At 67.7% G+C, this 23770-nt stretch carries 19 protein-coding genes and 4 pseudogenes; 16 read left to right on the forward strand and 7 right to left on the reverse strand.

Annotated elements, in window-relative coordinates; genetic code table 11:
* Positions 1–150 precede the first annotated feature (150 nt).
* Positions 151–880, reverse strand: a pseudogene (locus IQ279_RS26595) (transposase family protein).
* 626 nt (positions 881–1506) lie between these two features.
* Between IQ279_RS26595 and IQ279_RS26600 the strand changes: the two are divergent.
* From IQ279_RS26600 to IQ279_RS26610, 3 genes are all read left to right on the forward strand, one after another.
* Complete coding sequence (locus IQ279_RS26600; RefSeq protein ID WP_206351877.1) at positions 1507–1671, forward strand: hypothetical protein; 165 nt, start codon at positions 1507–1509, stop codon at positions 1669–1671.
* Between the two features lie 314 nt (positions 1672–1985).
* A complete protein-coding gene (locus IQ279_RS26605) occupies positions 1986–2876 on the forward strand; it encodes an amino acid kinase family protein (RefSeq protein ID WP_206351878.1) in 891 nt (296 codons plus the stop codon).
* Positions 2877–3008: 132 nt separating this feature from the next.
* Positions 3009–3602, forward strand: coding sequence for a helix-turn-helix domain-containing protein (locus tag IQ279_RS26610; protein ID WP_206351879.1), 594 nt, complete (start codon positions 3009–3011; stop codon positions 3600–3602).
* A gap of 259 nt (positions 3603–3861) precedes the next feature.
* Here IQ279_RS26610 and IQ279_RS28730 read toward each other — a convergent pair.
* Positions 3862–4126: pseudogene (locus IQ279_RS28730) on the reverse strand (transposase); the annotation flags it as partial.
* 181 nt (positions 4127–4307) lie between these two features.
* Positions 4308–5125, reverse strand: a protein-coding gene (locus IQ279_RS26615) for an IS5 family transposase (RefSeq protein ID WP_372445247.1) whose coding sequence is annotated in 2 segments (ribosomal slippage) — positions 4308–4768 and positions 4768–5125 — 819 coding nt in all. Because the reading frame shifts where the segments join, the coding sequence is not laid out codon by codon here.
* Positions 5126–5376: 251 nt separating this feature from the next.
* Here IQ279_RS26615 and IQ279_RS26620 point away from each other — a divergent pair.
* The 9 genes from IQ279_RS26620 to IQ279_RS26660 all read left to right on the forward strand — a co-directional run bounded on the left by IQ279_RS26620 (position 5377) and on the right by IQ279_RS26660 (position 17704).
* A complete protein-coding gene (locus tag IQ279_RS26620) occupies positions 5377–5895 on the forward strand; it encodes a hypothetical protein (RefSeq protein WP_206351880.1) in 519 nt (172 codons plus the stop codon).
* A complete protein-coding gene (locus tag IQ279_RS26625) occupies positions 5892–6665 on the forward strand; it encodes an SDR family NAD(P)-dependent oxidoreductase (protein WP_206351881.1) in 774 nt (257 codons plus the stop codon). The genes IQ279_RS26620 and IQ279_RS26625 overlap by 4 nt, the downstream gene beginning before the upstream one ends.
* A gap of 247 nt (positions 6666–6912) precedes the next feature.
* Entirely contained in the window at positions 6913–8052 is a 1140-nt protein-coding gene (gene aepY / locus IQ279_RS26630) for a phosphonopyruvate decarboxylase (RefSeq protein ID WP_206351882.1), read from the forward strand.
* Between the two features lie 549 nt (positions 8053–8601).
* Positions 8602–11211, forward strand: coding sequence for a molybdopterin-containing oxidoreductase family protein (locus IQ279_RS26635; protein WP_206351883.1), 2610 nt, complete (start codon positions 8602–8604; stop codon positions 11209–11211).
* 11 nt (positions 11212–11222) lie between these two features.
* Positions 11223–12554 (forward strand): 3-phosphoshikimate 1-carboxyvinyltransferase, encoded by a 1332-nt coding sequence (gene aroA, locus IQ279_RS26640; RefSeq protein WP_206351884.1) that lies wholly within the window; start codon positions 11223–11225, stop codon positions 12552–12554.
* On the forward strand, positions 12551–14095 hold the full coding sequence (gene gpmI, locus IQ279_RS26645; protein ID WP_206351885.1) for a 2,3-bisphosphoglycerate-independent phosphoglycerate mutase: 1545 nt from the start codon (positions 12551–12553) through the stop codon (positions 14093–14095). The genes aroA and gpmI overlap by 4 nt, the downstream gene beginning before the upstream one ends.
* A gap of 181 nt (positions 14096–14276) precedes the next feature.
* Positions 14277–15212: a phosphate ABC transporter substrate-binding protein gene (locus IQ279_RS26650; protein WP_206351886.1), complete on the forward strand. Its 936-nt coding sequence runs from the start codon at positions 14277–14279 to the stop codon at positions 15210–15212.
* Between the two features lie 3 nt (positions 15213–15215).
* Complete coding sequence (gene pstC, locus IQ279_RS26655; RefSeq protein ID WP_206351887.1) at positions 15216–17027, forward strand: phosphate ABC transporter permease subunit PstC; 1812 nt, start codon at positions 15216–15218, stop codon at positions 17025–17027.
* On the forward strand, positions 17015–17704 hold the full coding sequence (locus IQ279_RS26660) for a phosphate ABC transporter ATP-binding protein (RefSeq protein WP_206351888.1): 690 nt from the start codon (positions 17015–17017) through the stop codon (positions 17702–17704). Before pstC ends, IQ279_RS26660 begins: the two co-directional genes overlap by 13 nt.
* 115 nt (positions 17705–17819) lie before the next feature.
* Here the strand turns inward: IQ279_RS26660 and IQ279_RS26665 are convergent, their stop codons facing one another.
* Positions 17820–18635: a flavin-containing monooxygenase gene (locus tag IQ279_RS26665; RefSeq protein WP_307792554.1), complete on the reverse strand. Its 816-nt coding sequence runs from the start codon at positions 18633–18635 to the stop codon at positions 17820–17822.
* Between the two features lie 95 nt (positions 18636–18730).
* Positions 18731–18862: an NAD(P)-binding protein gene (locus IQ279_RS28360; protein ID WP_241028810.1), complete on the reverse strand. Its 132-nt coding sequence runs from the start codon at positions 18860–18862 to the stop codon at positions 18731–18733.
* Between the two features lie 181 nt (positions 18863–19043).
* Here IQ279_RS28360 and IQ279_RS28365 point away from each other — a divergent pair.
* A pseudogene (locus IQ279_RS28365) lies at positions 19044–19256 on the forward strand (ArsR/SmtB family transcription factor); the annotation flags it as partial.
* 31 nt (positions 19257–19287) lie between these two features.
* Here the strand turns inward: IQ279_RS28365 and IQ279_RS26675 are convergent.
* A pseudogene (locus IQ279_RS26675) lies at positions 19288–19640 on the reverse strand (ArsR/SmtB family transcription factor); the annotation flags it as partial.
* A 272-nt stretch (positions 19641–19912) separates the two neighbouring features.
* On the opposite strand from IQ279_RS26675, the gene IQ279_RS26680 reads away from it, so the two are divergent.
* The 3 genes from IQ279_RS26680 to IQ279_RS26690 all read left to right on the forward strand — a co-directional run bounded on the left by IQ279_RS26680 (position 19913) and on the right by IQ279_RS26690 (position 22619).
* Complete coding sequence (locus IQ279_RS26680; RefSeq protein ID WP_206351889.1) at positions 19913–21355, forward strand: FAD-dependent oxidoreductase; 1443 nt, start codon at positions 19913–19915, stop codon at positions 21353–21355.
* Between the two features lie 401 nt (positions 21356–21756).
* Positions 21757–22086, forward strand: coding sequence for an ArsR/SmtB family transcription factor (locus IQ279_RS26685; protein ID WP_206351890.1), 330 nt, complete (start codon positions 21757–21759; stop codon positions 22084–22086).
* Entirely contained in the window at positions 22083–22619 is a 537-nt protein-coding gene (locus tag IQ279_RS26690) for a DUF2703 domain-containing protein (protein ID WP_206351891.1), read from the forward strand. The genes IQ279_RS26685 and IQ279_RS26690 overlap by 4 nt, the downstream gene beginning before the upstream one ends.
* A gap of 59 nt (positions 22620–22678) precedes the next feature.
* Here IQ279_RS26690 and IQ279_RS26695 read toward each other — a convergent pair whose 3' ends face one another.
* Positions 22679–23755, reverse strand: a complete 1077-nt coding sequence (locus IQ279_RS26695; RefSeq protein WP_206351893.1) for an ArsO family NAD(P)H-dependent flavin-containing monooxygenase — start codon at positions 23753–23755, stop codon at positions 22679–22681.
* Positions 23756–23770 lie beyond the last annotated feature (15 nt).

Raw genomic sequence — 23770 nt, forward strand, 5'->3', positions numbered from 1 at the left:
ACACTGTCTGTACAAGCTCGTTGACACCCTTCACGCGAGCGTCGGCGACACTTACGGCTCTCCGCCGTCACTGAATGTGAGACAAGGCCTGAAGCGTGTTGCAGAAGACTGTGAGCAGGCAGGTTGAGCTGCGATCCGGCCTCGTGTTGATCATGCGGCGAGTGCGAGGTTGTGCATGTGGGCGACGGCCTGGACCGCGTGGTGGAGGCCGTCGCCGCGCTGTCGGCAGCCGGGGAGGATCTTGTAGTTCTTCATCCGGGCGAAGGTGTGCTCGACCCTGGCCCGTACTCGGCGGTGCTCGGCATTGTTCGCCTCCCCGTCCGCCAGCAGGGTCTGTCCGGGGCGTTTGCGGTGCGGCACGATCAGCCCGGTACTGATGTACGCGCCGTCGCCCAGCACTGCCACCCTCTGGCAGTGCTGGGCCGGGCCGCAGGAGCGCCCGGCCCGCGCATTGGCGGTGGTGCCGGGCACCGGCCGGACTGAGGCGATCACCAGCCGGGTGTCGGCGTCGATGATGACCTGCATATTCACCGAGAACCGGTAGCTGCGGCTGGAGGCTCCCACCCTCCGGTCGCGCACCGGGACCAGGGCGCCGCATACGATTCACAGCCGGTCGGCGGCATCGGCCGGATGGCCGGCGTGAGTGCGAGGAGCGGTCGCAGTCGTTGGGTACCCCGGCACGCCGTGGCTGGCGAGGCCCCGGACAGCGGCGCGAGCTGTCGCAGGGTGAGGTTCGTGCGGTAGTACACCGCGACCACCAGCAGTTCCCCGCTCGGCCAGCGGCAGACACCACGGGCAGCCGATCCGTGACCCCTCGCCCCCGCTCCCGCACCGCTTTCAGCAGCCGCTCGAACTGCCTCGTCCGCAGCCCCGCGAACATCTCCACCCACACCGGAGCAGTCCTCAACTCCCCACCGCTGCAGCCAAAAAGCCCAGACCACGGTCCTCTGCAACACCCTTGAGAACACCGACAGACCCCTGACCTCGAACACTGGACTGGCCAGAGGCGGCGCGTCGCGGAAGGTGAGGGAAGACGGGCTTCTGCAAGGCGGAAACGGGCGTCTCGAGGCGGCTGGTCAGGCCGGTCACGGGGCTCGCCACCTGTGGGAGAAGTGGTTGCGCAGCCAGATTACCGGGGAGTTCATCGCAAGCAGGATCACCAGCAGGACGACGATCGCGGCGGAGGCCAGCTGGAGGAACTCGGCGCGGCCTCACCGGTCGCCCTCAAGCCTTCCGGACGCCGGCGTTCGCCGCCACGCACTCGTCTACCTGGGATGTCGACACAAGATTGACAGTTGACACTTGCAAGATCTGTTGATAACAATGAATAGTGTTCATGAGCGGGGTGACGGCCAGGGCGGGGCAGGCCGCAGCGCGATAGATCTTTGCCTTCGTCGCCGATATCCCACGGCGGTGTCTCAGTGTTGTTCATGGTTGGCACTGGCGACCGGCCAAGGGCTGATTCAACCCCGATCAAACTGGCGACCAGAGATTGGAGAACCGAAAATGGCTGGACTACTCAGCAAGATCCTCGGTGGCGAGAAGAAGACGGACCTGGACAGCTGTTGCGGTGCCGTCCGGGTGACCGCCGAGGACGAGACGACCGAGAATAACGACGCCTCACAGGCGGAGGCGACGTCGGCAGAACCCAAGGACCGCGCCGCTCGCTGAAGCCTTAGGGTCACACCCGCTGGGAGTGGCCCTAAGCTTATTCCTGAGACCTCTAGCGGCGGCACGCTGCCGGCAAGCACCTGTTCAGGGCGCGCTACCCCTGGATTTTTAGATCCGCGCTCTAACCTGGTGAGCCGCCATTTTCATCAGCTCTCAAGTTCATCTCCAAATTCCTCCTAAGTGTCGATCATTGCGCCAGGCTGAACTTGTTAAGGAATAAAGATCGCCTCGCAATAATCAGACGCGCAAGAGATGGTGTGGTAATCGCGCCGTAGAGGCCACTGCGGTCGGCCGAACGGGCGCTCCTGCGTCAGATGAACAGGATGGAAACATTGAGTGGCTCCCTTTTAGGAAAAGATGTCAAGCCACGTGCATCTACGCTCACCGCAGTAACCGATCAAGCAGGGATGCTCGCTGTTAAGGTCGGTGGAAGTCTCTTCTCCGACAAGAGCATCGAGGGAAGTTTGGACCTGGTTGCCATCGGCCACTACGCGAGAGTGATCGCCGATCTGCACAGAAGCAATAGCGGGCGCCTGGTCTTCATTTCCGGGGGTGGCGCCATCGGTCATGCAGCGCTCCGAGATATCAAGGACTCCGATCCATTCGGATGTCTCCCCCTGAACAAAGCACTGGCTGATGTCCGGTGGGCATGGGCGCAGGCGCTGGCGCGTGAAGGGATAAAGGTACTCCCTCTCCAGCTTGGCGCAATGTCGATACTGAGTGAGGACGGGACGTTCTCCGTGCAGACCGACACCGTTCGAAAGGTCCTTGAGCTTGGTGCGCTACCCATCCTCTCCGGGGACAGCGTTCCGGCGCATGATGGAAGCCTTCACGGCATATCAAGTGATCGTGTACCTCAGTTTCTCTTTCGCGCCCTGGGCGTCCCTCTTCGAGTCGTAAGTCTGACCGATGTCCCCGGCGTGCTCCTGGACGGACCGAACGGCGGCAGGACGCTCGACTATGTGAATCCACTCCAGCCGGAGCCCGCATATAAAGCACTCTGGGCGAACAGTGAATGGGACACGACCGGTGGCTTCAGGACGAAAGTGGAAGCGCTCGTCGATTGTGCGTCAGCAGGCGTGGAGTGTTTCATCCTAAAGGGATCCACGCAGGAGAAGGATTATCGTTTCCTCTTCTCTCCGCATACCCAATGGCCAAGTCGTATCCGCCGTACTAGAATCGCGCTCCCGAAAGAGGGAATGTAGAGCGCGGCACTCAGGGGTGAAGGAGGTGACAAAAAGTTCGCTGAATCGTCTCTCCTCGGCAGGGCAGGGACGTTACTCGAAGCCCGAACTGTAGAGCGGTTGTCTCAGCACATTCAAACGAAGGAGATGCACATGTCGGTAGCACCCGCGCTCGAAGCGACATACGGCGAAAAGATCAAGGCTCGCCGTGAGCACATTAAGATGGACCGCGAGGCGTTTGCAAAGGCGCTGGGCATGACTGCTGATCAGGTCGACTCGCTTGAGGGCGGCAGCGCTGACATAACCCTCGACCAGCTGACCGCAATCGCGAACACCCTCGGCACTTCCATCGCCGAGCTCACTCCGGACTTCGTCAGCGATCTCGACGAGGGTGTCTGCTATCAGCTGCCCGAAGACAACCCCGTGATCAAGGGGGAGCGCGCCGGGACCAACTACTACACCTACAACTGCCTCGTGAGGACCCGGACCATGCCGAAGCTGGTGCCGCTCCTTCTGGAGGTCAACGTCGACGACCCGGAGAAGGCGGCCTTCAACGCCGGGCACGACGCTCACGAGATCATTTTCTGCATGGAGGGTGACATCCACCTGAAGTGGGGCGATTCGGAGAATCCGCGAGAGGTCACCCTTCCTCAGGGCAGCAGCTTCTACATCGCTCCTGGCGTCCCGCACACCCTGACGACGACCAAGGGCTCCGGGCCCGGCAAGGTCATCTCGGTCAACTTCTGATCGATCGATACCCGTTGCCCCGGAAATCCTCCGGGGCAACGGTCTACTGGTGACCGGAGCTCCGTGACCACTCGAGCGTTGATTGAGATACACGACTCGATCGATGCTGTAGGACAACGCCGGCGGGGTCATCTGCGGGCTTGGTGCACGATGAGCCGGCGGAGGGAAATATGCCCGAGGCCTGGGCCAGGATAGGCATCGGCAAGGCACGTCGCCACGCCGTGGTGATCAACCGCATCCGGGATTTCGGGAGGGGCCCAACAGCCGGCACCAGCCGGCCGTCCGCCGCCCCGCAGCAGCGGGACCGCGTATCAGGACCCGCCGCAGCCGGTCCTGGTCAATGCGGCCCTGGGCGTCAGGGCGGAATGGAGCCCGCCGTGGCCGCGGCGACATTCTCCCGCCATCGATAGCTCGACCAGCGACCGCACCGGCCCGTTGCCGCACAGTGCCGCGTCCGTGAACTCGAACAAGGCATCCGAACGAGCGGTCAGGACGGAGTGGAGCTCACTCCGGAAGTGTGGCATTTGCGTCGATGCCCTCTGCCGGATATCGCGGTGCAGCAGAATCACCCTCGCGGTCTTCAGTTGAACATGTGTTCCTTGCTGGGAACGCATGTTCAACTGAAGGCTGCTTCCCCATAAGTCGGTTGCCGCGCCAAGTGGTCAAGTGCGATGTATCGTTCGAAGTCAAGACTTAGAGCTTGTCTCATGTGGTGAGTTGAGCGAGTTTCCTGTAGCAGGTCAGGGCGGCCGCGAGGCCGAGGAAGGCCCAAAGGTGGCTGCCCTTGCGTTCGTACCGGACGGTGAGGCGCCGGTAGCCGAACAGCCAGGAGATCGACCGCTCGATCTTCCAGCGGTGCCGCCCGAGCCGTTCGCCGGACTCGACGCCGGGCCGGGCGATGCGCGGGACGATGCCCCGCTCGCGGATCCACGCCGGCTTCTCGGCGGAGTGGTAGGCCTTGTCGGCGCGGAGTCTGCCGGGACGGCGTCGGCACGGGCCGCGCCGGGAGCGGACGGCGGGGATGCCCGCCACCAGCGGCAGGAGCGCCTGGCTGTCGTGGACGTTCGCGCCCGAGACGCCCAGGGTGAGCGGCAGGCCCGGGGCGTCGGACAGGACATGGAGCTTGCTGCCCTTCTTGCCCCGATCAACCGGATTGCGCCCGGTCAGCGAGCCCCCTTTTTCGCCCGCACACTCGCCGCGTCCACGATCGCCGCGGCCCAGTCCACCTCACCGCGGGCCCCGAGTTCGTCCGGCACCGCCCGGTGCAGCCGGCGCCACAGCCCGGCCTCGGTCCAGAGCGTGAACCGGCGGTGCGCGGTGGCCGGGGAGACCCCGAAGGTCTCCGGCAGATGCCGCCAGGCGCACCCGCTGGTCAGCACGTACACCACGGCGGTGAAGGCGGCCCGCTCGTCCACCGGGGCGGTCCCTCCGCCCTGCGGCCGGGAGGTGAACTTCGGCAGCAGCGGAGCTGCCAGCTCCCAGAGCCCGTCGGGAACCAGCCGCTGCGACAGATCGGCACTCATACCGATCCATCATGCCGCACCGAACCCGCCACATGAGACAAGCTCTTAAAGATAAAGATCAGTTCAGGGGCGCAGCCGGTCTTCCATCCGCCGCCCAGCAAGAACACTCCACTGTTGACAAGATTACCGCATCACTGTGTAATTACCGTCGGCTACCCAAGGTCACGAGCCAGGGCTAGCCGGCAGAACCGCATTCCAGAGGGGCCCGTCAGGATCTGATCCGTGATACGGGCGATGGAGGAGGGGGAAGGATGACGGAACTTCCGTCCGTTCTTGAAAAGCCAGAAGCGGGTGAGGCAGCTCGCGGCGGACACACGCCTGAAGGGGTACTCGAAGACGGGGTGTCGGCTGCGCTCACCGACCCCCTTTCTGCCGGCTATTTCCTCTCCTGTCTCAGCGGCGAACGCCACTTTGCCGGTGACCGGTGGATGCATGTGAACGTGGCCGCAACAGGTGCCGTCTCCGGGCTTCGGGCAGTGCGGTACAAATCACCAGGGGCTGAGGGGTCAGTGCTGGGTGTCCATAATCCCACCGCAGCCGTTCAGGAGTTCGGCATCACCGAACAGTTTCCGGAGACCGCCGACGGAAGAGCTCATCTGGTGTTCATCAGTGGCGATTTGGAAACTTTCAACAGCCTGGGCGGATCTCTCCAGGGGCGTCTCCGGCCTGGAGCACATGTGTGGCTGGCGCAGGTAGACGATTTAGGACCGGCCAACGTGGCTCAGCTGTTCCAGGCCGCTCCGGAAGAGCTCTCCGGCTCCGACTCATGAACGTGCAGCCCACGGATAAGAGGCGTACCGCGTTGATAACCGGGGCCGGCAGCGGTATCGGTGCGGCGACCGCTCGCCGTATGGCTGCGGAAGGTTATCGAGTCTTCCTCACTGGGCGCCGTGTCGACCGAATCGAGAGCGTTGCCCGGCAGATCATTGCTGATGGAGGCCTGGCCGAAGCGCGCTTCATCGACGTCACCGATGAACGGTCGGTGGCCGCGGTCGTGGATGATCTTGATCGCTGTGATGTTCTTGTCAACAATGCAGGCGGGGCCATCGGCACCGAGTCGGTCGCTGACGCGAACTCAGCCGACTGGCGGACCATGTACGAGACGAACGTACTTGGGACGCTCCACGTGACACGGGAATTGCTCCCCAAGCTCGCAGCCAGTGGTGACGGTACGGTCGTTGTTGTTTCCTCGACCGCTGCTTTTACCGTTTACGAGGGGGGAGGCGGATATAGCGCTGCCAAGCACGGTGAACATGTTCTCGCCGCGACCCTACGTCTGGAGCTGTGCGGAGAACCGATTCGAGTGATCGAGATCGCACCCGGAATGGTGCACACTGAGGAATTCTCGTTGAACCGCTACCGGGGAGACAGGGAAAAGGCTGCCGCAGTCTATGCGGGTGTCGAGGGCCCGCTGGTAGCCGACGACATCGCCGACGCCATAGCGTGGGCCGTGACTCGTCCGTCCAATGTCAATATCGATTTCCTCGTGATCAAGCCGCGAGCACAGGCGGCGCAACACAAGGTGTACAGGCGGGGCTAAGGAGCCCGGGGTACATTCGAACCGTACCTTCGACCAGTCTGGAATTGGTGGGACGGGTAAACCGTGGCAAGCGAACCTCGAAAACCCACCGTCAAGTTTCCTCCGTCGGTCCCGCAGTCCATTTGCTTGCTCGGCAATCCCGTCCCGTTGAAAATGTCCGTGCCCGACCCGCTGGACAAGCTCGCCTGGTCGTCAGGGCTGTCCACACGTCTCGTCGTTCGCGGAACGGAGATAAGGAACTGGAACGATGATTTCTGCAGAGCGTTTCTGCGACGAGTTACAACGACGCGGGTTCGATTTTGCCAGCGGCGTCCCCTGCTCGTTCTTCGGTGGACCGATCGCGCTGCTGGGGCGAGAGCCCGGACGGTACGTTCCCGCAACCAACGAGGGGAGCGCATTAGCTGTGGCGGCCGGTGCCGCGTTGGCGGGCCGCAGCTCCTACGTCATGCTCCAGAATTCTGGACTCGGCAACCTGATCAATCCTCTGACATCCCTTGTCATGACCTACCGGATCCCGCTGCTCAGCTTCGTGAGCCTGCGGGGGTGGCCGGATCCAGCGGAGGACGAACCCCAGCACGCCGTCATGGGACCGACCACTCAGCCATACCTACGCCTGCTCGGCCTACCGAACTGGATACTTCGACCCGGTGACGGCCTGGAGCAGTTTCGAAAAATCCTGGGTGCCGCCCAGGACGCCTTGCGGGCCGGCCGACCACCATTCGTGCTCGTTGAGAAGGGTGTAGTCGGCACGACGGAAGCTCAGCCACCGGAAGGTAACGACACCAAGCTGGACAGCGGCGAGGTCGTACGCACGATCACCAAGCTCGCCACCGACAGCCCCATCATTGCCAGCACCGGCTACACCGGTCGGGAACTGTTCGGGATCGAGGACCGGCCGACCAACTTCTACATGCAAGGCTCCATGGGCCACGCTTCTTCCATTGGCTTGGGAGTCGCACTCGCCAAACCCGACCGTAAGGTGATCGTCCTGGACGGAGACGGGGCCGCCCTGATGCATCTGGGAGCATTTTCGACCATTGGCTCCCAACAGCCCTCGAACCTTATCCATGTGGTCCTAGACAACGGCGTCCACGATTCGACGGGCAGCCAACCGACGACCTCCAGTACCACTCGGCTGGAGGAAGTCGCCGCGGCGGCCGGGTACCAGACCTGGCGCCGGTGCAGAACGCTGACCGAGGTTCGCGACGCAATCGGCTCGGCACTCGGCAGTCCCGGCCCTCACATGTGCGTTATCCCGACCCGGCCGCGAACCGGTCCGATGCCCCCTCGCGCGACCTCGAGCCTTACTCCGGAGTCCATACGTGGGCGTTTCACGGCTGCGATCGGCGGGGCACCCGACGCCACCACCGTCTCCGGCGCGTCCTGATCAGCAGACGAGGGCGCAGGCCGGAACTCATGCGTGCGACGACGACTCCGGACATTCACGCTGCTGTCGACGGCACCGGCCTACAAGCTGAAGCCCCCGGACTCCGTCGGCGTGGACGACGAGCCAAGCCGGATGACGAGCCTCATCCCCCGGCCTGCTCATCATCGGCCAACTCGCTCCGCCGGCCCCGCGGGAGGGATCCCGGCTTGCTGGGATACACAGCCGTGTGGAGGGCGTTCAAGACGTCTTCCAGTGCGACTACGGACTCGCCGAGGTTCATGGAGGCGGCGAGCCAGGACGGTCTCCGGTCCGCCGACTGGGACGTCGACGGGCCGCCCGGGATTGGGAAGTTCCCGGTCAACTCCTCGTCCTCAAGAACCTCTTCCAGTCAAAGCCGTCCAACGGCGAGGCGCAGGAATCCCCGGTCGCCGCGTGTCTTCTGACGGCTGTTCGCGAACGTGTCAAGCAGTACGCGTAACCCCCGAAGTCCCGTATCAAGTCGCTGCCGTGAGCATGGCGCGGCTTCGTGCCGCATGGAGGAGTGAACCTATGTCCAACACCGAACCAGTGGACTTCTCGCGCCGGGGTTTCGTGCGTGGAGCCATGGTCGGCAGCGTCGGGCTGGGGAGTACTGCGCTGGCACCTTCTTCGGTGTCTTCGGCTTCCCCGGCCACGACTGTCCAGGGGCCGGCGGAAGTCAGCGATGCACCACTTGGTACGCCCGCAGAAACCGCAGCGGCGCCGGACGCCGACTTCATCGTACGCTCGGCCGCTCTCGAACCGGAGCGGCGGATCGCCACGGCCTGCCAGTTCTGTAACGCCAACTGCCGCATGCACGTGGGTGTCAAGGAAGGGCGGGTCGTCGAGATCCGTGGAGAGGAGAAGGACCCCGTACAGGACGGCAAGCTGTGCATCAAGGCCGACCTGATGCCGCAGCTCGTACAGAACAGGCAACGCTTGACCACACCGCTGCGGAGGGTCGCGGGGGAAAAGGGCTCGGTCGACTCGCGCTTCAGGGCCGTCAGCTGGGACGAGGCGCTGGACACCATCGCGCGCAAACTGCTCGAACTGAGAGATGCGGGTGAGGCGCACACCATCGCCAACCGCACGACCGGCCGGAGCCCGCGGGGCACCCGCTCGCTCGTGTCCCGGCTCTTCGAGATGCTGGGCAGTCCCAACAACACCGATGTCGGACCGGTCTGCAACGACGCCGGGGCGAACGCCCTCGCCGTGACCTTCGGCCTCGGCAACTTCACCAACGGCTACGGCATCGACCAGGCCACCGGCCGCCAGGATCTGGGCGCCGCCCGCTACCTCCTCTTCCTCGGCACCAACCAGGCCGAGACCCACCCGGTCACCTTCGAATACCTGCTCCGGGAGCGGAAGAAGACCAGGGCCAAACTCGTCGTGGTCGACCCGCGGCTCACCCCCACCGGAGCGCAGGCGGACCGCTGGGTGGCGCCCAAGCCGCACACCGATTACGCGCTCGTGCTGGGGATGCTGCACCACATCATCACCACGGGGCGGTACGACCGCAAGTTCGTGCAGCGGTGGGTAGTTGGATTCGACGAACTCCGCAACCACCTCGTACAGCACAAGTACACGCCGGAGTGGGCGGCGGAGGTCACCGACATCCCGGCGGAGACCATCAGGGCCGTTGCCGAGGAGTACGCGGCGGCCAAGCCCGCCGCCATCTTCTGTAACGCCGGCATCTCGCATCAGCTCGGGGCCTTCGACACTTACCGGGCGCTCGCCTTCCTCGCCGCCGTCACAGGCAATATCGGTATACCCGGCGGCGGCTGCAACTTCATGCACAACCCCTGGCCGGGGGACCTGCACCTGCCGCCTCTGGATGCAGAGGTCCCCGAACGGAAGGAACCCGCCCTGCCGGTGGGCCCCGACTACTTCGCCGAATCCATCCTGACGGGAAACCCCTACCGGCTGCGCGCAGTCTTCACCCAGGGTAACCCTCTCGTCTCCTCGTCCAACACCACCAAGGTCCGCGAGGCATTCGAGAAGCTGGACTTCTTCGTCTACACCGGCCTGTTCATGGAGGAGGCCGCGTACTACGCCGACATCATCCTTCCCGTGTGCAGCGGCCTGGAGATGGACGGAGTCTATATGCGGCGCGACGACCGTGGCATCCGGTGGCAGGAGCAGGCCGTCCCTCGCGTCGGTGAGTCCCGCCCCGACTGGGAAATCTGGATCAGCCTGGCCCACGCGCTGGCCCGCATCGACAAACACCGCCCCGCGGAGGACTGGACCCGGGCCTTCCCCGAAGAGTGGAAGAACTACCGCACCTTGTGGGAGGAGTTCGTCCGACACACCCCGGGCATGGGCGGCATGGGCGCCGAGCGCCTTGCAGGGCGCTCGGAACCACTGCGCTGGCCCTGTCCCACCCCCGAGCACCCCGGAGTGAGCACCCTGTTTCTCGATCACCCCAGCTGGTATGAGGCAGCCGAGGCCCTCGATCCGAAGAACAAGGGGAAGCGATTCCTCACTCCCTCCGGAAAGGTGGAGATCACCACTCCCATCCTGGAGAAGAAGCTCGCCGACGCTGGGCACAGCGCGCTGCCCGTCTTTTACACCCACCCCGAGGTCACCGGCGACCACCCCACCCTGCGCTACGGCAAGGAGTTCGTCACCAATCCGGTCTACCCCGAGGCCGTCACCCACCCGGTGAGCCTGGAGCACTCCGGCAGACCTCAAGTGCATCGCGATTACCCTCTGATGGGCATGACCGGACGGCCTAGCGTTGTGCACTTCGCCGAGATCACGCACTGGACCCACACCGGCAAGATGCTCAACGGCGTCCGGTTGATCCAGATCCACCCGCGCACCGCCAAGAAGAGCGGCATCGCCAACGGCGATTCGGTGAGGGTGGAGAGCCCTCGCGGCTCCGTCTCCGGCACGGCGCTGCTGTGGGAGGACATCCGGGAGGACACCGTCTTCGTTCCCAACACCTTCGGGCCCGCCCAGCGCGTCGGCGATGCCGTAAACGCGCCCCGCTACGAGGCGGCCAACACCCTTGTCAACGATGCCTATTACGACAACCTATCCGGCCAGCAGGCGTACAAGTGCTTCGCCTGCCGGGTGGTCAAAGCCGAGGCCGGACCCGCGCTTCCGCCTTCGTACCGCGACACATCAGTCCGAACATAAGGAGACCCGCTATGAATACGACCGATGACCGTCGACTCCAGGCAGAGAAACTCGCTGTCCTGCCCCTCAACGGTTCCGAAAGCCTCGACACCAGGGTGAACATTCTCGGCTCGAAGAGTTACACCAACCGGTATCTTGCCCTTGCTGCGCTCTCCGACGAGGAGACCTTCATCGAAGGGGCCCTGCTCTCCGACGACACGCTTTATCTGGCACGCGCCGTCGAGGCGTTCGGGCACGTGCGCACGGAGATAGACAAAACCGCCGCAAGCATCCGCGTCATTCCGACTGGAGCGCCTATGACGGCCCCCGAAGACGACATCTACGTCGGGGGAGCGGGTACTCCGCTGAGGTTCCTGATCTCCATGGCCGGCCACGCCTCCGGCGCTACGACCATCACCGGCAACACCCGCATGCAGGAGAGGCCGATGGGCGATCTTCTCCTCGCCCTTCCCCCTCTTGGCGTGGACGCCGTCTCCATACGGGGTAACGGCTCCCCGCCGGTCCGCGTGACCGGCGGCTCGTTCCAGGGCGGCACCACGCAGATCAGCGGAGCCGTCTCCAGCCAGTTCACCTCCAGCCTGCTCATCAACGCGGTCAAGGCCCGGACCGACACCCGGATCGAAATTTCCGACGACCTCATCTCCAAGCCGTACGTCGAGATGACGCTGGCTGCGCTTGACGACCGGGGTATCACCGTGTATCGCGACGGCTATCGGAGCTTCACCGTCCCGGCGGGCCAGCGCGTCCGCGGCGGCAAGGTCACCGTGGAACCCGACGCCTCGGGCATGTCCTACTTCCTGGCCGCCGCCGCGATCCTCGGGGGACGGGTCACCATCCCCGGCATCGGCGCGGGTTCTCACCAGGGCGACGTCCACCTCGTCGATGCCCTCCAGAAGATGGGCTGTGAGGCGGAGACGACGCTCGACTCCGTCACCCTCAAGGGAGCGCCGCTCCGCGGCATCGACATCGACATGGAGTCCATGCCCGACGTCGTACCTTCCCTCGCCATCGTCGCAGCCTTCGCACAGGGCACCACCCGCATCACCAACATCGCCTCCCTGCGCGTCAAGGAGTGCGACCGCATTGCCGCTGTCACCGCCGAACTGCGGAAAATGGGCATTGAGGTGGAAGAGTTCCCTGACGCCCTGCACATCACTGGCGGCACTCCGCACGGCGCCACCATCGATACGTACGACGACCACCGCATCGCGATGACCTTCGCCGTCGCCGGGCTGCGCACCGAAGGCGTGGTCATCAAGGATCCCGGCTGCGTCGCCAAGTCCTTCCCCTCCTTCTGGCAGACCCTCGACACTCTTCACCCCTCCCAGGTGAGCACCAAGTGAGTACCTACGACACCCCGGCCCGCGGACCGGGCATCCTGCTCGTCCTGGACGGGTGGGGGCAGGCGCCGCCCGCCGCGGACAACGCCCTGGCAGCCGCCCGCACCCCCGCCCTGGACGCCCTGTGGGCCGAGTACCCCGGCACACTGGCCGAGGCATCCGGCGAAGTTGTCGGACTGCTGCCGGGCACGGTCGGCAACTCCGAGATCGGCCACATGGTCATCGGGGCGGGCCGCCCCCTGCCGTACGACAGCCTCCTGGTCCAGCAAGCCATCGACTCGGGCGCTCTGCGTATCCACGAGCACCTGTCCGCGCTGTGCGCCCGGCTGGCCGCCGAAGACCGGGCTCTGCACTTGATCGGACTGTGCTCCGACGGGCAGATTCACGCCCACGTCGACCATCTGGGCGAACTGCTGGCCGTGGCCGCCGCTCACGCCGTCCCCCGGGTGTGGATCCACGCCATCACCGACGGCCGGGATGTCGCCGACGGAACCGGCGAGGCCTACCTGCAGCGCGTCGCAGGTATCGCCCGCGATGCCGGTACCGGACGCATCGCCACGGTGATCGGCCGCGGCTACGCGATGGACAAAGCAGGCAATCTCCAATCCACCGAGGTGGCCGTGCGCCTGGTCGCCGACGCGGTCGGAGAACCGGTGCAGACCGCGGAGCACGCCGTGCGCGCCTCGCAGCGTGGCGACGAGTGGGTGGAGCCCAGCGTCGTCACCGACCGGACCGGTGCTCCGTCGGCCACCATCGGAGCCGGGGATGCGCTGCTGTGGTTCAACTTCCGCAGCGACCGCATCCAGCAGTTCGCCGATCGGCTTCTGGAGCACCTGCACACCACCGGTCGGCCGGTCCGGAGCACAAGCCTGACCCAGTACGACACCCGCACATCGATCCCGGCCCTGATCGGCCGGGCGGACGCCTCCGGCGGCCTGGCCGACGAGCTCGCCGCAGCCGGCCTGCGCAGTGTGCGCATCGCCGAGGCCGAGAAATTCGAGCATGTCACCTACTACATCAACGGACGCGACAACACCCGCCGTGACGTCGAGGAGCACATCCGCATTACCGGCCCGCAACCGCCGGACTACCGCTCCCGCCCGCAGATGAACCTCGACCAGGTCACCGACGCCGTCCTGGCCGCCGCGGCACGCCCGGAGGTGGACCTGGTGATCGCCAACCTGGCCAACATCGACGTGGTGGGACACACCGGCGACTACGACGCCACGGTCAAGGCCTGCGAACACACCGACGAGGCCGTGGAGCGCATCGCCGACGCGGCCCGCCGGGCGGGCCGGTGGGTCCTGCTGGTCGGCGACCACGGCAACGCCGAGCAGATGACGAAGACCGCGCCGGACGGCACCGTACGCCCCTACGGGGGACACACCACCAATCCGGTCCCCTTGGTCGTCGTACCCGCCCCCGGGCAGTCCGTTCCCGCCGCACTGGACGATGGCGCCACCCTCGCGGACGTCGCGCCGACCGTTTTGCGCCTGCTCGGACACAAACCCGGAGGCGCCATGACCGGAAGTCCTCTTCTATGACCTCCGCCTCCGCCGTCGAGCGGAGTGTCCCGGCCCGGGCGCGAGGCGGGATGGCCTGCCGGGGCGGGCGAACGCAGCATGGTCTCGATTTCGGCAGTCCGTTCACCACGGAGGATTTCTCGGAGTGCGGCCTGCTCGGATCTTTATCACCTCGCAGAAGACGAACCAAGGGGGAATCGGAATGTTCCGCAGACTGCTGCCGCAGATACACGAACCGGACCAGGGGGGCAGGAAAGTCGCTTCACAGGTGAGGGGCGAGAGGTACCTCAGACGCGTCGCCTGCGCTGTTCTGGTGCTTGCGTCCTTCGCCACCGCATGCGCCGAGAGCGAGGCAGGGACGGGGGCCGTACAGGTCAGCGGGTCGACCACCGTGGCTCCGGTCGCCGCGGACGCCGCTGAGGCACTCAAGGCCGAAGGGCTGAACATCACGGTCGCCACCCAGGGCGGTTCAGCCGGCGGGATATCACAGCTCGGTTCGGGCCAGATCGACATCGCGATGAGCTCAAAACCCCTGGCGGACGAGGACAGGTCCACCCACCCCGACGCGGACTTCGTCCTGACGCAGATCGGCGCGGACGCCGTCGGTGCGATCGTAACCAAGGAGGTCGCCGACGCAGGAGTCAAAAACCTCACGGCGGCGCAGGTGAGAGGCCTGTTCGAAGGAAGGATCACCAACTGGTCCGAGGTCGGAGGGCCGGACCTGGAAGTCTTCGTCTACGACAAGGAACCCGGGCGTGGAACACGGGAGGTGCTCGACAAGTATCTCTACGGGGACAAGAAGGCTCCGCCGCCGCCGAAGTCCGACAACTTCTCCATCGTCGGCGGCAACCTGGAGACACGCAACAAGCTGAAGTCGACTCCCGGTGCCGTGGCTCCTCTGTCGACGGGCTTCACCGAGGGGCACAACGACCTCGCGGTCGTGACACTGGACGGCATCGCCCCGACGCCCGAGAACATCGCCTCCGGCAAGTACCCGATGGCCCGGCCGTTGTACCTGATCACCGACGGCGAGCCGGAGGGAGAGAGCAAGGAGTTCATCGACTACGTCCTGTCCGCCGAGGGACAGAAGATTCTCCCCAAGCACGGCTACCTGACCCTCGGCCAGATCGAGGAGTAGCCGATGGCAAGCGGAACACTGGAGCAGCCGCCGAAGGACCTGGAAGTCTCGCGGCGCCCCCGTCCCTCCAGGTGGGTATGGGCCTGGACGTATGCCGGGGGACTGTCGGTGGTGGTGGTCCTGCTGATCCTGGTGGGATACCTTGCGGCCGGGGCCGCGAGCGGTGAGATCGACCGGACGACACTGCTGACGGCGTCCGAATGGAGCCCGGCCCATTCCGCCTACGGCAGTCTGGCCATGATCTACGGCTCGGCTGTCGTCTGCGTTGTCGCCCTCTGCCTCGCCGTGCCCATCGGCTGGGCAGCGGCCGTGGCCCTGTCGGAGTACGTGCCGCCCCGGCTTGCCAGGCCGTTGCGCCTGTGCATCGAGTTGCTCGCCGCTGTCCCCTCCATCGTCTACGGTCTCATCGGCATCATGGTCGTCCGGCCGTTTGTCGCACAGGTGGCGGACGTGACCAGCGGAGACAGCATCCTCGCCGCAGGCATCGTTCTGGCTGTCATGATCACGCCTACAGTCGTGGCCGTGAGCGTGGACGCTCTCGCCGCGGTGCCCGACCGCTACCGGGAAGCCGCCTTCTCGCTCGGACTGACACGTCGCGAAGTCGTCCGCTCGGCGGTACTTCCCATCGCGCGACCGGGAATGCGTGCAGCCGTCCTGCTCGGCCTGGCCCGGGCGCTCGGGGAAGCGATCGCGGTCTTCCTGATTGTGGGAAGGGCCGACGGGCACCTTCCCACAACCTTCGGGGAGTTCCTCGACTCGCTGGTCCACCCCGGTCAGACCCTGACGACAAAGCTGGCCGGCCCCGAGCCGGTGCTCGCCGGAACCTCCGGCCCGCACTTCGCCGCGCTGTGCACGCTGGGAATCATCCTTCTGGGGCTGGTGGCCACGGCGACGGTGTGGGGCACCTATCGGTCGTCGAGGGGCGGAGCGGACAGAGGGTCCCAACCTCATTGGTCCATGGCTCGGCTGCGCACGCAGCGCGACCGGCTCGCCCTGTGGCTGCGCATAAGCGCCCTTCTGCTGCCGGGGGCTCTGCTGGTGGGCATGCTCGCCATCCTTGTGACCCGGGGGAGTGCCGCGTTCGATCCGTCGTTCTGGTTCACACCTGCGACGGGTTCGGTCGGCGGAGGCGTGAGCGAGCAGGTTCTCGGTACTCTGCTACTCGTGGTCACCACCGGGCTGATCGCTCTCCCTCTGGGGTTCGGCGCGGGGATTTTGATCGGTGTCCGCGCGTCCACGCGAACGGCGCGCCTGCTGCAGACGCTGACCGTGGTGGTCGGAGGGACACCGACCATCCTGCTGGGGCTGGCCGGGTTCGTCATTCTCTCCAGCGCCATGGGGTGGGGCCGGTCCTGGCTGGCCGGAGCGATCGTCCTGGTTCCCGTGGTCGTTCCCGTGATTGCGCTCACCACGGCCAGCCGCGCCATGGGCATGCCACCCGAGCTCACCGAGAGCGCCCTGTCGCTGGGCCTGTCGCGTACCCAGCTCATCCGGTCCGTCGTGGTCCCGTACGCATGGCCCGCGACAGTGACCGGTCTGCTGCTCGGCCTGGCCCGGGCGGCGGGTGAGACAGCGCCTCTGCTGTTCACCGCCACGGTGTTCTTCGGGGCCTCTGCCCTGCCGGACGGCATCGTGAACTCCCCGGTGCAGGCGCTCCCGACACACATCTTCACATTGTCTCAGGACTCGGGTGACCCGCAGGCCATCACACAGGCATGGGGAAGCGCCATGGTCCTGGTGCTGATCACCGCAGTGCTCCTCAGCATGGCGGTGGTGCTGCGAAACCGCTTCGAAGGGGAACGATGGACAGCGTAATAGCCGTACGTGAGCTTCGGGTGCGTGATGGTGACAAGAACCTGGTGGGGCCTGTCTCCTTCGAGTTGAAGCAGGGGTCGACAACCGGTCTGTGCGGTCCTTCGGGTGCGGGCAAGTCCACGGTGCTGCGTGCCCTGGTCGATCTGCTTCCCCACGGCCTCAGCAGAGACGGCGAGATACGGGTGCTGGGGCGTCCGGTCGCGTTCCGCAAGGGAGACGCCGACCTGAGGGCCAAGATCGTGCTCGTTCCGCAGACGCCTGTCGTTTTCGGCGGCAGCGTCCTCGACAACACCCTCTTCGGACTCCGCCACGTCATGCGGGCCCCCGCGGAGGAACTGCGGGCCAGGGCGGAACAAGCCCTGAAGGAAACAGGGTTGTGGAAGGAGGTCCGCGACCGGCTCGACTCTCCTGCCCAGACTCTGTCCATCGGGCAGCGTCAGCGGCTGTGCCTCGCCCGCGCGCTGGCGCTGGAACCGACGGCTCTGCTGCTGGACGAACCCACCAGCGCACTGGACGAGCAGAGCCGTGACACGGTCGAGGAATCGGTGACCGCGCTGGGAGGAAGCCGCACGGTCCTGCTCGTCTCCCACGACTCGGCTCAAGTCGAGAGACTGTGCGACGCGACCGTGCGCCTGGAGCTGCCGGAGACCCTCCGGCACCTTGCTGTGGTTCCCTGACGGCCTTGGTGGGAAGACGGCATGCCCCGCCAGGGCTTGATCGGGGTGTCGGCGAGCGTGGCGGGCAGGGGCTGACCCGCCCGCCGGTGCGGCCCGCGCCCCCCGGGGGCTTGGGTCAGGACTGCTGTCGGCGCAACCGGGCCAGGACGTGGGTGGCGTCGCGGCCGACTCCGAGCAGGGGCTTGGAGGAGAAGCTGCGCTGGAACTCCAGCCCGGCGAAGGCGAGCCCGGGTGTGGTGGTGGCGACGCCGCCGCGGTGGACGGGCCGACCGCGCGGGTCCAGGGCGCCGCTGTCGGCCAGATAGGGGAAGGCGGGGCGATAGCCGGTGGCCAGCAGGACCGTGTCGGCCGCCTCCTTGGTGCCGTCGGCCCGCACCACGCCCTCCGCGGTGAGGCGGGCGAACATCTGCCGCCGGTCCACCCCGTGTTCTTCCAGGGTGGCGCACCAGTGGCCGTCGTCGAGCACCGAGACCGGCAGCCGGTGCAGCCATCGGCTCAGCGGAGCGACATCGAGACCGGTGCGGGTCAGCCACCAGTGCAGGTCTTTGCCGAGCGGGCGCTGCGGCGTCCAGTCGATGGGGCGGCGGGTGGCGAGAGCGACCTTGGCTGCGGGGCCGAGTTCGGCGGCGATCTGGATCGCGGAGTTGCCGCCGCCGACCACCACGATCCGCTGCCCGGTAAAGGGTTCGGGGGTGCGGTAGGCGGCAGCGTGCAGCACGCTGCCGCCGAACCTGTTCCGGCCGGGCGGTTCCGGCACGTACGGGGTGCCGTAGTCGCCGGTCGCCGCCACCAGCGCCCGCACGGTGAACTTCCGGCCGTCCTCGGCCCGTACCACCCAGGCGCCCTTCCTGCGGGTGGCGGAGGCGACGGTGGTGGAGGTGCGGATCTCGGCGGGCAGGCGTTGGGCGTAGGTGCGCAGGTAGGCCACCACCTTGTCCCGGGTGGGGTAGCGGTCGCCGTCGCCGGGGAAACGCGTTCCGGACAGCGAGGAGTACCGGGCGGGGAGAAGAGCGTGAGGCTGTCGTATTAGCGCGGCCAGGCCCGGCCCGTCCGGTCGGCGGCTTCCAGCACCAGGGTGCGGGTGAAGCCGTGGCGCGGAGCGAGGGCGGCGGTGACCAGGCCGGCCGGGCCGGCGCCGACGACGATCAGATCGTTCATGCGATCCTGGACCTCGCAAACGATCCGTTGTTTCGGGAAGTGCCGAAGTACTGGGCAGGAAGTGGCGACGGTGGACAGCAGTGGCGCAGAGTTCGCGGTGGACACGGCGACGGCCGACTTCCTCAAGGCCCTGGCCAGTGAGACCCGGCAGAAGATGTTGCGGTAATTCGCCGGCGGGGCCGAGCTGACCGTCGGCGAGCTCGCCCAGCGGTGCGGGCTGAAGGCCTCGACCGCCTCGGAACACCTGACGCTGCTGCGCCGCGGCGGTCTGGTGATCTCCCGCAAGGAGGGCAGGCGGGCCTTCCACCGTGCCGACGGCGTCGGCACGGCACGCCACCTGGAGATGCCGCGGGACTGCCTGGCGCACTGCTGCCCGCCCGACTGCGTGGGCTGACGGTCGGAGGAGCGGCGTGGGTCAGGAAGGAACGCAGGTCCAGCATGGCGGACATGGCCGCCACCACGAACGGGGCGACGCGGTAGTACACCCAGGTGCCGCGGCGCTCGGAGGTGAGCAGTCCGGCCTCACGGAGCTTCTTCAGGCGGTGGCTGACGGTGGGCTGGGAGACACCCGCGTCGGAGATGTCGTACACATACGCCTCGCCGCCCGTGTGGGAGGCGACCAGCGAGAACAGTCTCAGCCGCACCGGATCGCCGAGCGCCTCGAACACCGCCGGCGATCCGCTCCGCCTCCTCGGCGCTCAGAGGGCGTTCGGTCAGCGGCGGGCAGCACGGCCTCGGATTCCAGCACCGGCGGTTCCGCAACCTCTTGATTCGGCATGTGTCTATGTTGACGTTCACCGAAGTAGATGGCAAGGTGATTTGCATCGACGTAAATCGAAGCAAGGAGTCGTCATGGCCACCCGCGTCCGCGCCCACCTCGCCGCCCGCGGCACCGCCCGCACCCTGTGAACGGAGCCGAGTACTGCGACGGATGCGTCCAGATCTGCGACGCCGTCTGCCGCTCCGCCGCACACCGCGACCGCCTCGCCGCGGCCCCCTGCACCCGCTGACCACCCCACCGCCCAACCACACACAAGGAGACGACAGGCCATGAGCGAGCAGAACCTTCCAGTGGTCGTCATCGGAGCCGGTCCCGTCGGCCTGGCCGCCGCCGCCCATCTGACCGAACGCGGCATCGAACCGCTGGTCCTGGAGGCCGGGCCCTCGGCGGGCAGCGCGGTGCGGCAGTGGAGCCACGTGCGACTGTTCTCCCCCTGGGGCGAGGTGATCGACCCGGCCGCCGAGAAACTGCTCGCCCCCACCGGCTGGGTCCGGCCCGACGACACCGCCTACCCCACCGGCGGCGACTGGGCCGAGCACTACCTGACACCGCTGGCCGACGTGTTCGGCGAGCGCGTGCGCTACAACGCCACCGTCACCGGCGTCTCCCGCGCCGGGCGCGACCGCGTGGTGGACGCCGACCGCGAGAGCCGGCCCTTCACCGTGCACGTCCGGCACGCCGACGGGCGCGAGGAGCGCCTCCTGGCCCGCGCCGTCATCGACGCCTCCGGCACCTGGACCACCCCCGGCCCGGCCGGCGGCGACGGCCTGCCCGCCCTCGGCGAGCGCGCCGCGGCCGACCGCGTCGCCTACCGTGTCCCCGACCTCACCGACCCGCACGTGCGCGCCCGCCACGCCGGCAAGCGCACCGCCGTCATCGGCTCGGGCGCCTCCGCCTTCACCGCGCTCGCCTACCTGGCCGACCTCGCCCGCACCGAGGACGGGAAGGGCACCCACGCCACCTGGATCCTGCGACGGGGCATCTCCGGCTCCACCTTCGGCGGCGGCGCCGCCGACCAGCTCCCCGCCCGCGGCGCCCTCGGGCTGGCCGCCAAGGCCGCCGTGGACGCCGGCCACGCCGACGCCGTCACCGGTTTCCGCACCCAGGCGATCGAGCGCGACGGTGACGGACGCCTGGTGCTGGTCGGGGAGGACGGGCGGCGGCTGGAGCCGGTGGACGAGGTCGTCGTCCTCACCGGCTTCCGCCCCGACCTGTCCTTCCTGTCCGAGCTGCGCCTGGGCCTGGACGAGCGCCTCCAGGCGCCGGTGGAGCTGGCTCCGCTGATCGACCCCAACGTCCACTCCTGCGGCACCGTCTACCCCCATGGCCACCGCGAGCTGTCCCACCCCGAGCCCGGCGTCTACCTGGTGGGCATGAAGTCCTACGGCCGCGCCCCGACCTTCCTGGCCATGACCGGCTACGAACAGGTCCGCTCCACCGTCGCCGTCCTCGCCGGAGACACCGAGTCGGCCGACCGGGTGGAGCTGACCCTGCCCGAGACCGGGGTGTGCGGCGGCGCCGGACTCTTCGACACCCCCGAGGCCACCGAAGGCGACCAGACCGGCGGAGGCTGCTGCGGCGCCCCCGCACCGGCGTCGGCGCCCGAACCGCAGCCCCTCCAGCTCACCGCCACCGCACCGGCCCCGGCCGAGGCCGCAGCCGAGGCAGCACCGGCCGACGCGGCCCCGGCCGGCGGCTGCTGCGGCGCGTGACCACCCCTCCCGGCAGCGGGGCCGCGACCGGATCGGGGGACCGGTCGCGGCCCCACGCCACGCCCTCCGCGTCATGCAGGTCACCGACCGGGACACCGGCCGGTGCGTCCTCCCCGCCCTGAACCCGCAGATCACCGCCGCCACCGGCGGGGCTCCCGGGGCGACCACGGCCGCGTTCTCCCTCGCTCTGCTGATCTCTCCCTCTCCGGTATCCGTATCGGCCGGATCATCGGCCACCGCGGCCCGCGCACCGTCCTGACCGCCGGCTCGATCCTCGGCGTGCTCAGCCTGGTCATCGCCGCCGCCCCGAACCTGCCGGTGTTCGTCGCCGGCTGGCTGCTCGCCGGAGGCGCGATGGCGGCCACCTTCTACCAACCCGTCTTCGCCGCCCTGACCCACGGGTGGACCCCGGCCCCGTCCGTGTCCTGTCCATCGTCACTTTGCTTGTCGATCTGCTCGCCGGGCGGTGCCGGCCCTGTTCGGTCTCCGAGCTGGCCGAATGCATCGATGTCGGTCTGTCCGTGGTCTCCCGGCACCTGGCCCTGCCGCGGGCGGTCGGCGTGCTGCGGGCGACGAAGACCGGACGTACGGTGCTGTACGAGATCCAGTACGACGCCGTCGCCGAGGCCCTGCGGGGAATCGCCGACACCCTAGACCGAGCCCGGGAGGACTTCGCCGCCCTGGCCTCCTGCCGGGCACCCACCGGCAATGACAAGGAGAAGCCCCAGTGACCGCTACCGATGTCTCCTCCGCGCCCGGCAGCCCGCCGTCACCCGAGTCCGGCGCACGGCTCGCGGTCGACTACTGGACCGTGGCCATGGAAAGCCAGGATTCCTGCGGCGCTTGTGACGAGACGTTCGCCGCGCTCACCCGTGCGGCCGACACCGTGCGCCCCCTGGCAGAGCAGTTGGGTCTCACCCTCGACATCACCCGGCGCACCGTCGCCACCTGGCAGGAGGCGGTCGAGCATGGCATCGGCGCCTCTCCGACCCTCCGCGCTGCGGGCGCCGAGCTGTGTCCCGCTCACCGGGACAGCTCCGAGGCTCGGGTGTGGTCCTGGCGCGGAGCGCACCATGCCTCCCCGCCCTCGGCCGCTGTGGTGGACTTCCTGCTCCGGGCGGTGGCTGCACGCAGCGCGCAGTTGGACGACTTCCTTTCGCGCGGCGGCCCGTCCCCCTACCTGCGCCGCTTCCTGGCCGTCCCTGCGGACGGCGCCCCGGCCGCGGGGACGGCCACCTGCGGGCCGGGCGGTTCCTGCGGCTGACCGGTCCTGCCCATTGCGGATGGCATACGGTGCCGGGGAGCGATCCCTGGCACCGTATGTCATCCACGCGGGGAGGCATGGCCGAGGGAGTCCGCAATCCGGGTGGCGGCGTCGCGGGCGGGGCGGCCGGTGCCGATGAGGGTGGCCGAGGCGGGCCCGGTCCAGTCGCCGTAGCCGAGCAGGTGCAGGCGTGGTTCCGCCGTCGCCCGGGTGCCGTCGGTGGCGATGTGGCCGCGCGTGCCGCGCAGGGCGAGCGGTGAGAGGTGGGACAGGGCGGGGCGGAAGCCGGTGCACCAGACGACCGCGTCCGCGCCGGCGGTGGTGCCGTCGGCCCAGGCGACACCGCCGGGGGTGAGGCGGGCGAACATCGGGGACGCCTTGAGCAGCTCGGCGTCCCTGGCCTCGCGCACGGGTGGCACGGCGACGATGTCGCCCAGGGAGGCCACACCGCCGGTGTCGGCGCGGCCTTCGTCCAGGGCGCGGCGCCGCGCGGTGGCGGCGTCGAACAGGGCGCGTCCGTCGATGTCGTCGGCCAGGAACCTCGGCGGGCGAGCGGTCACCCACATCACCTCCACGCCGGCCAGTGCGAGGTCGGCGGCGATCTGCGCACCGGAGTTGCCGCCGCCGACCACGGCGACGCGCTGACCGGTGAACTGTCCGGGATTGCGGTAGCCGGTGGTGTGCAACTGCCTGCCCCGGAATACCTCGCGTCCGGGGACGGCCGGGAGGAAGGGGCGCCACCAGGTGCCGGTGGCGCTGACGACCGCGCGGGCCCGCCAGGCCCCCTCACCGGTCTCGGCCCGCAGGAACGCACCGTCGCGGCGGACGGCGCGAACGCGGACGCCCCGCAGTACGGGCAGGCCGTAGCGCTTCTCGTAGTCGGCGAGGTAGCCCACGACGTGGGCGGCCTCCGGGTAGGCCTCGCCGGGCTGTGCGGGCATGGGCCACCCGGGCAGCGAGGAGTACGCGGCGGGGGAGAACAGGCGCAGGGAGTCCCAGGTGTGCCGCCAGGCGCCGCCGGGTGCCTCCTGGGAGTCGAGGATGGTGAAGTCCAGGCCCTGGCGGCGCAGGTGGTAGCCGACGGCGAGCCCTGCCTGGCCGCCGCCGATCACCACCACGTCCGTGCGCCGCGTCATGACCCCGGCCGTGCC

This window comes from Streptomyces verrucosisporus, assembly GCF_017114865.1.
GTDB classification, from domain to species: Bacteria; Actinomycetota; Actinomycetes; order Streptomycetales; family Streptomycetaceae; genus Streptomyces; species Streptomyces fenghuangensis.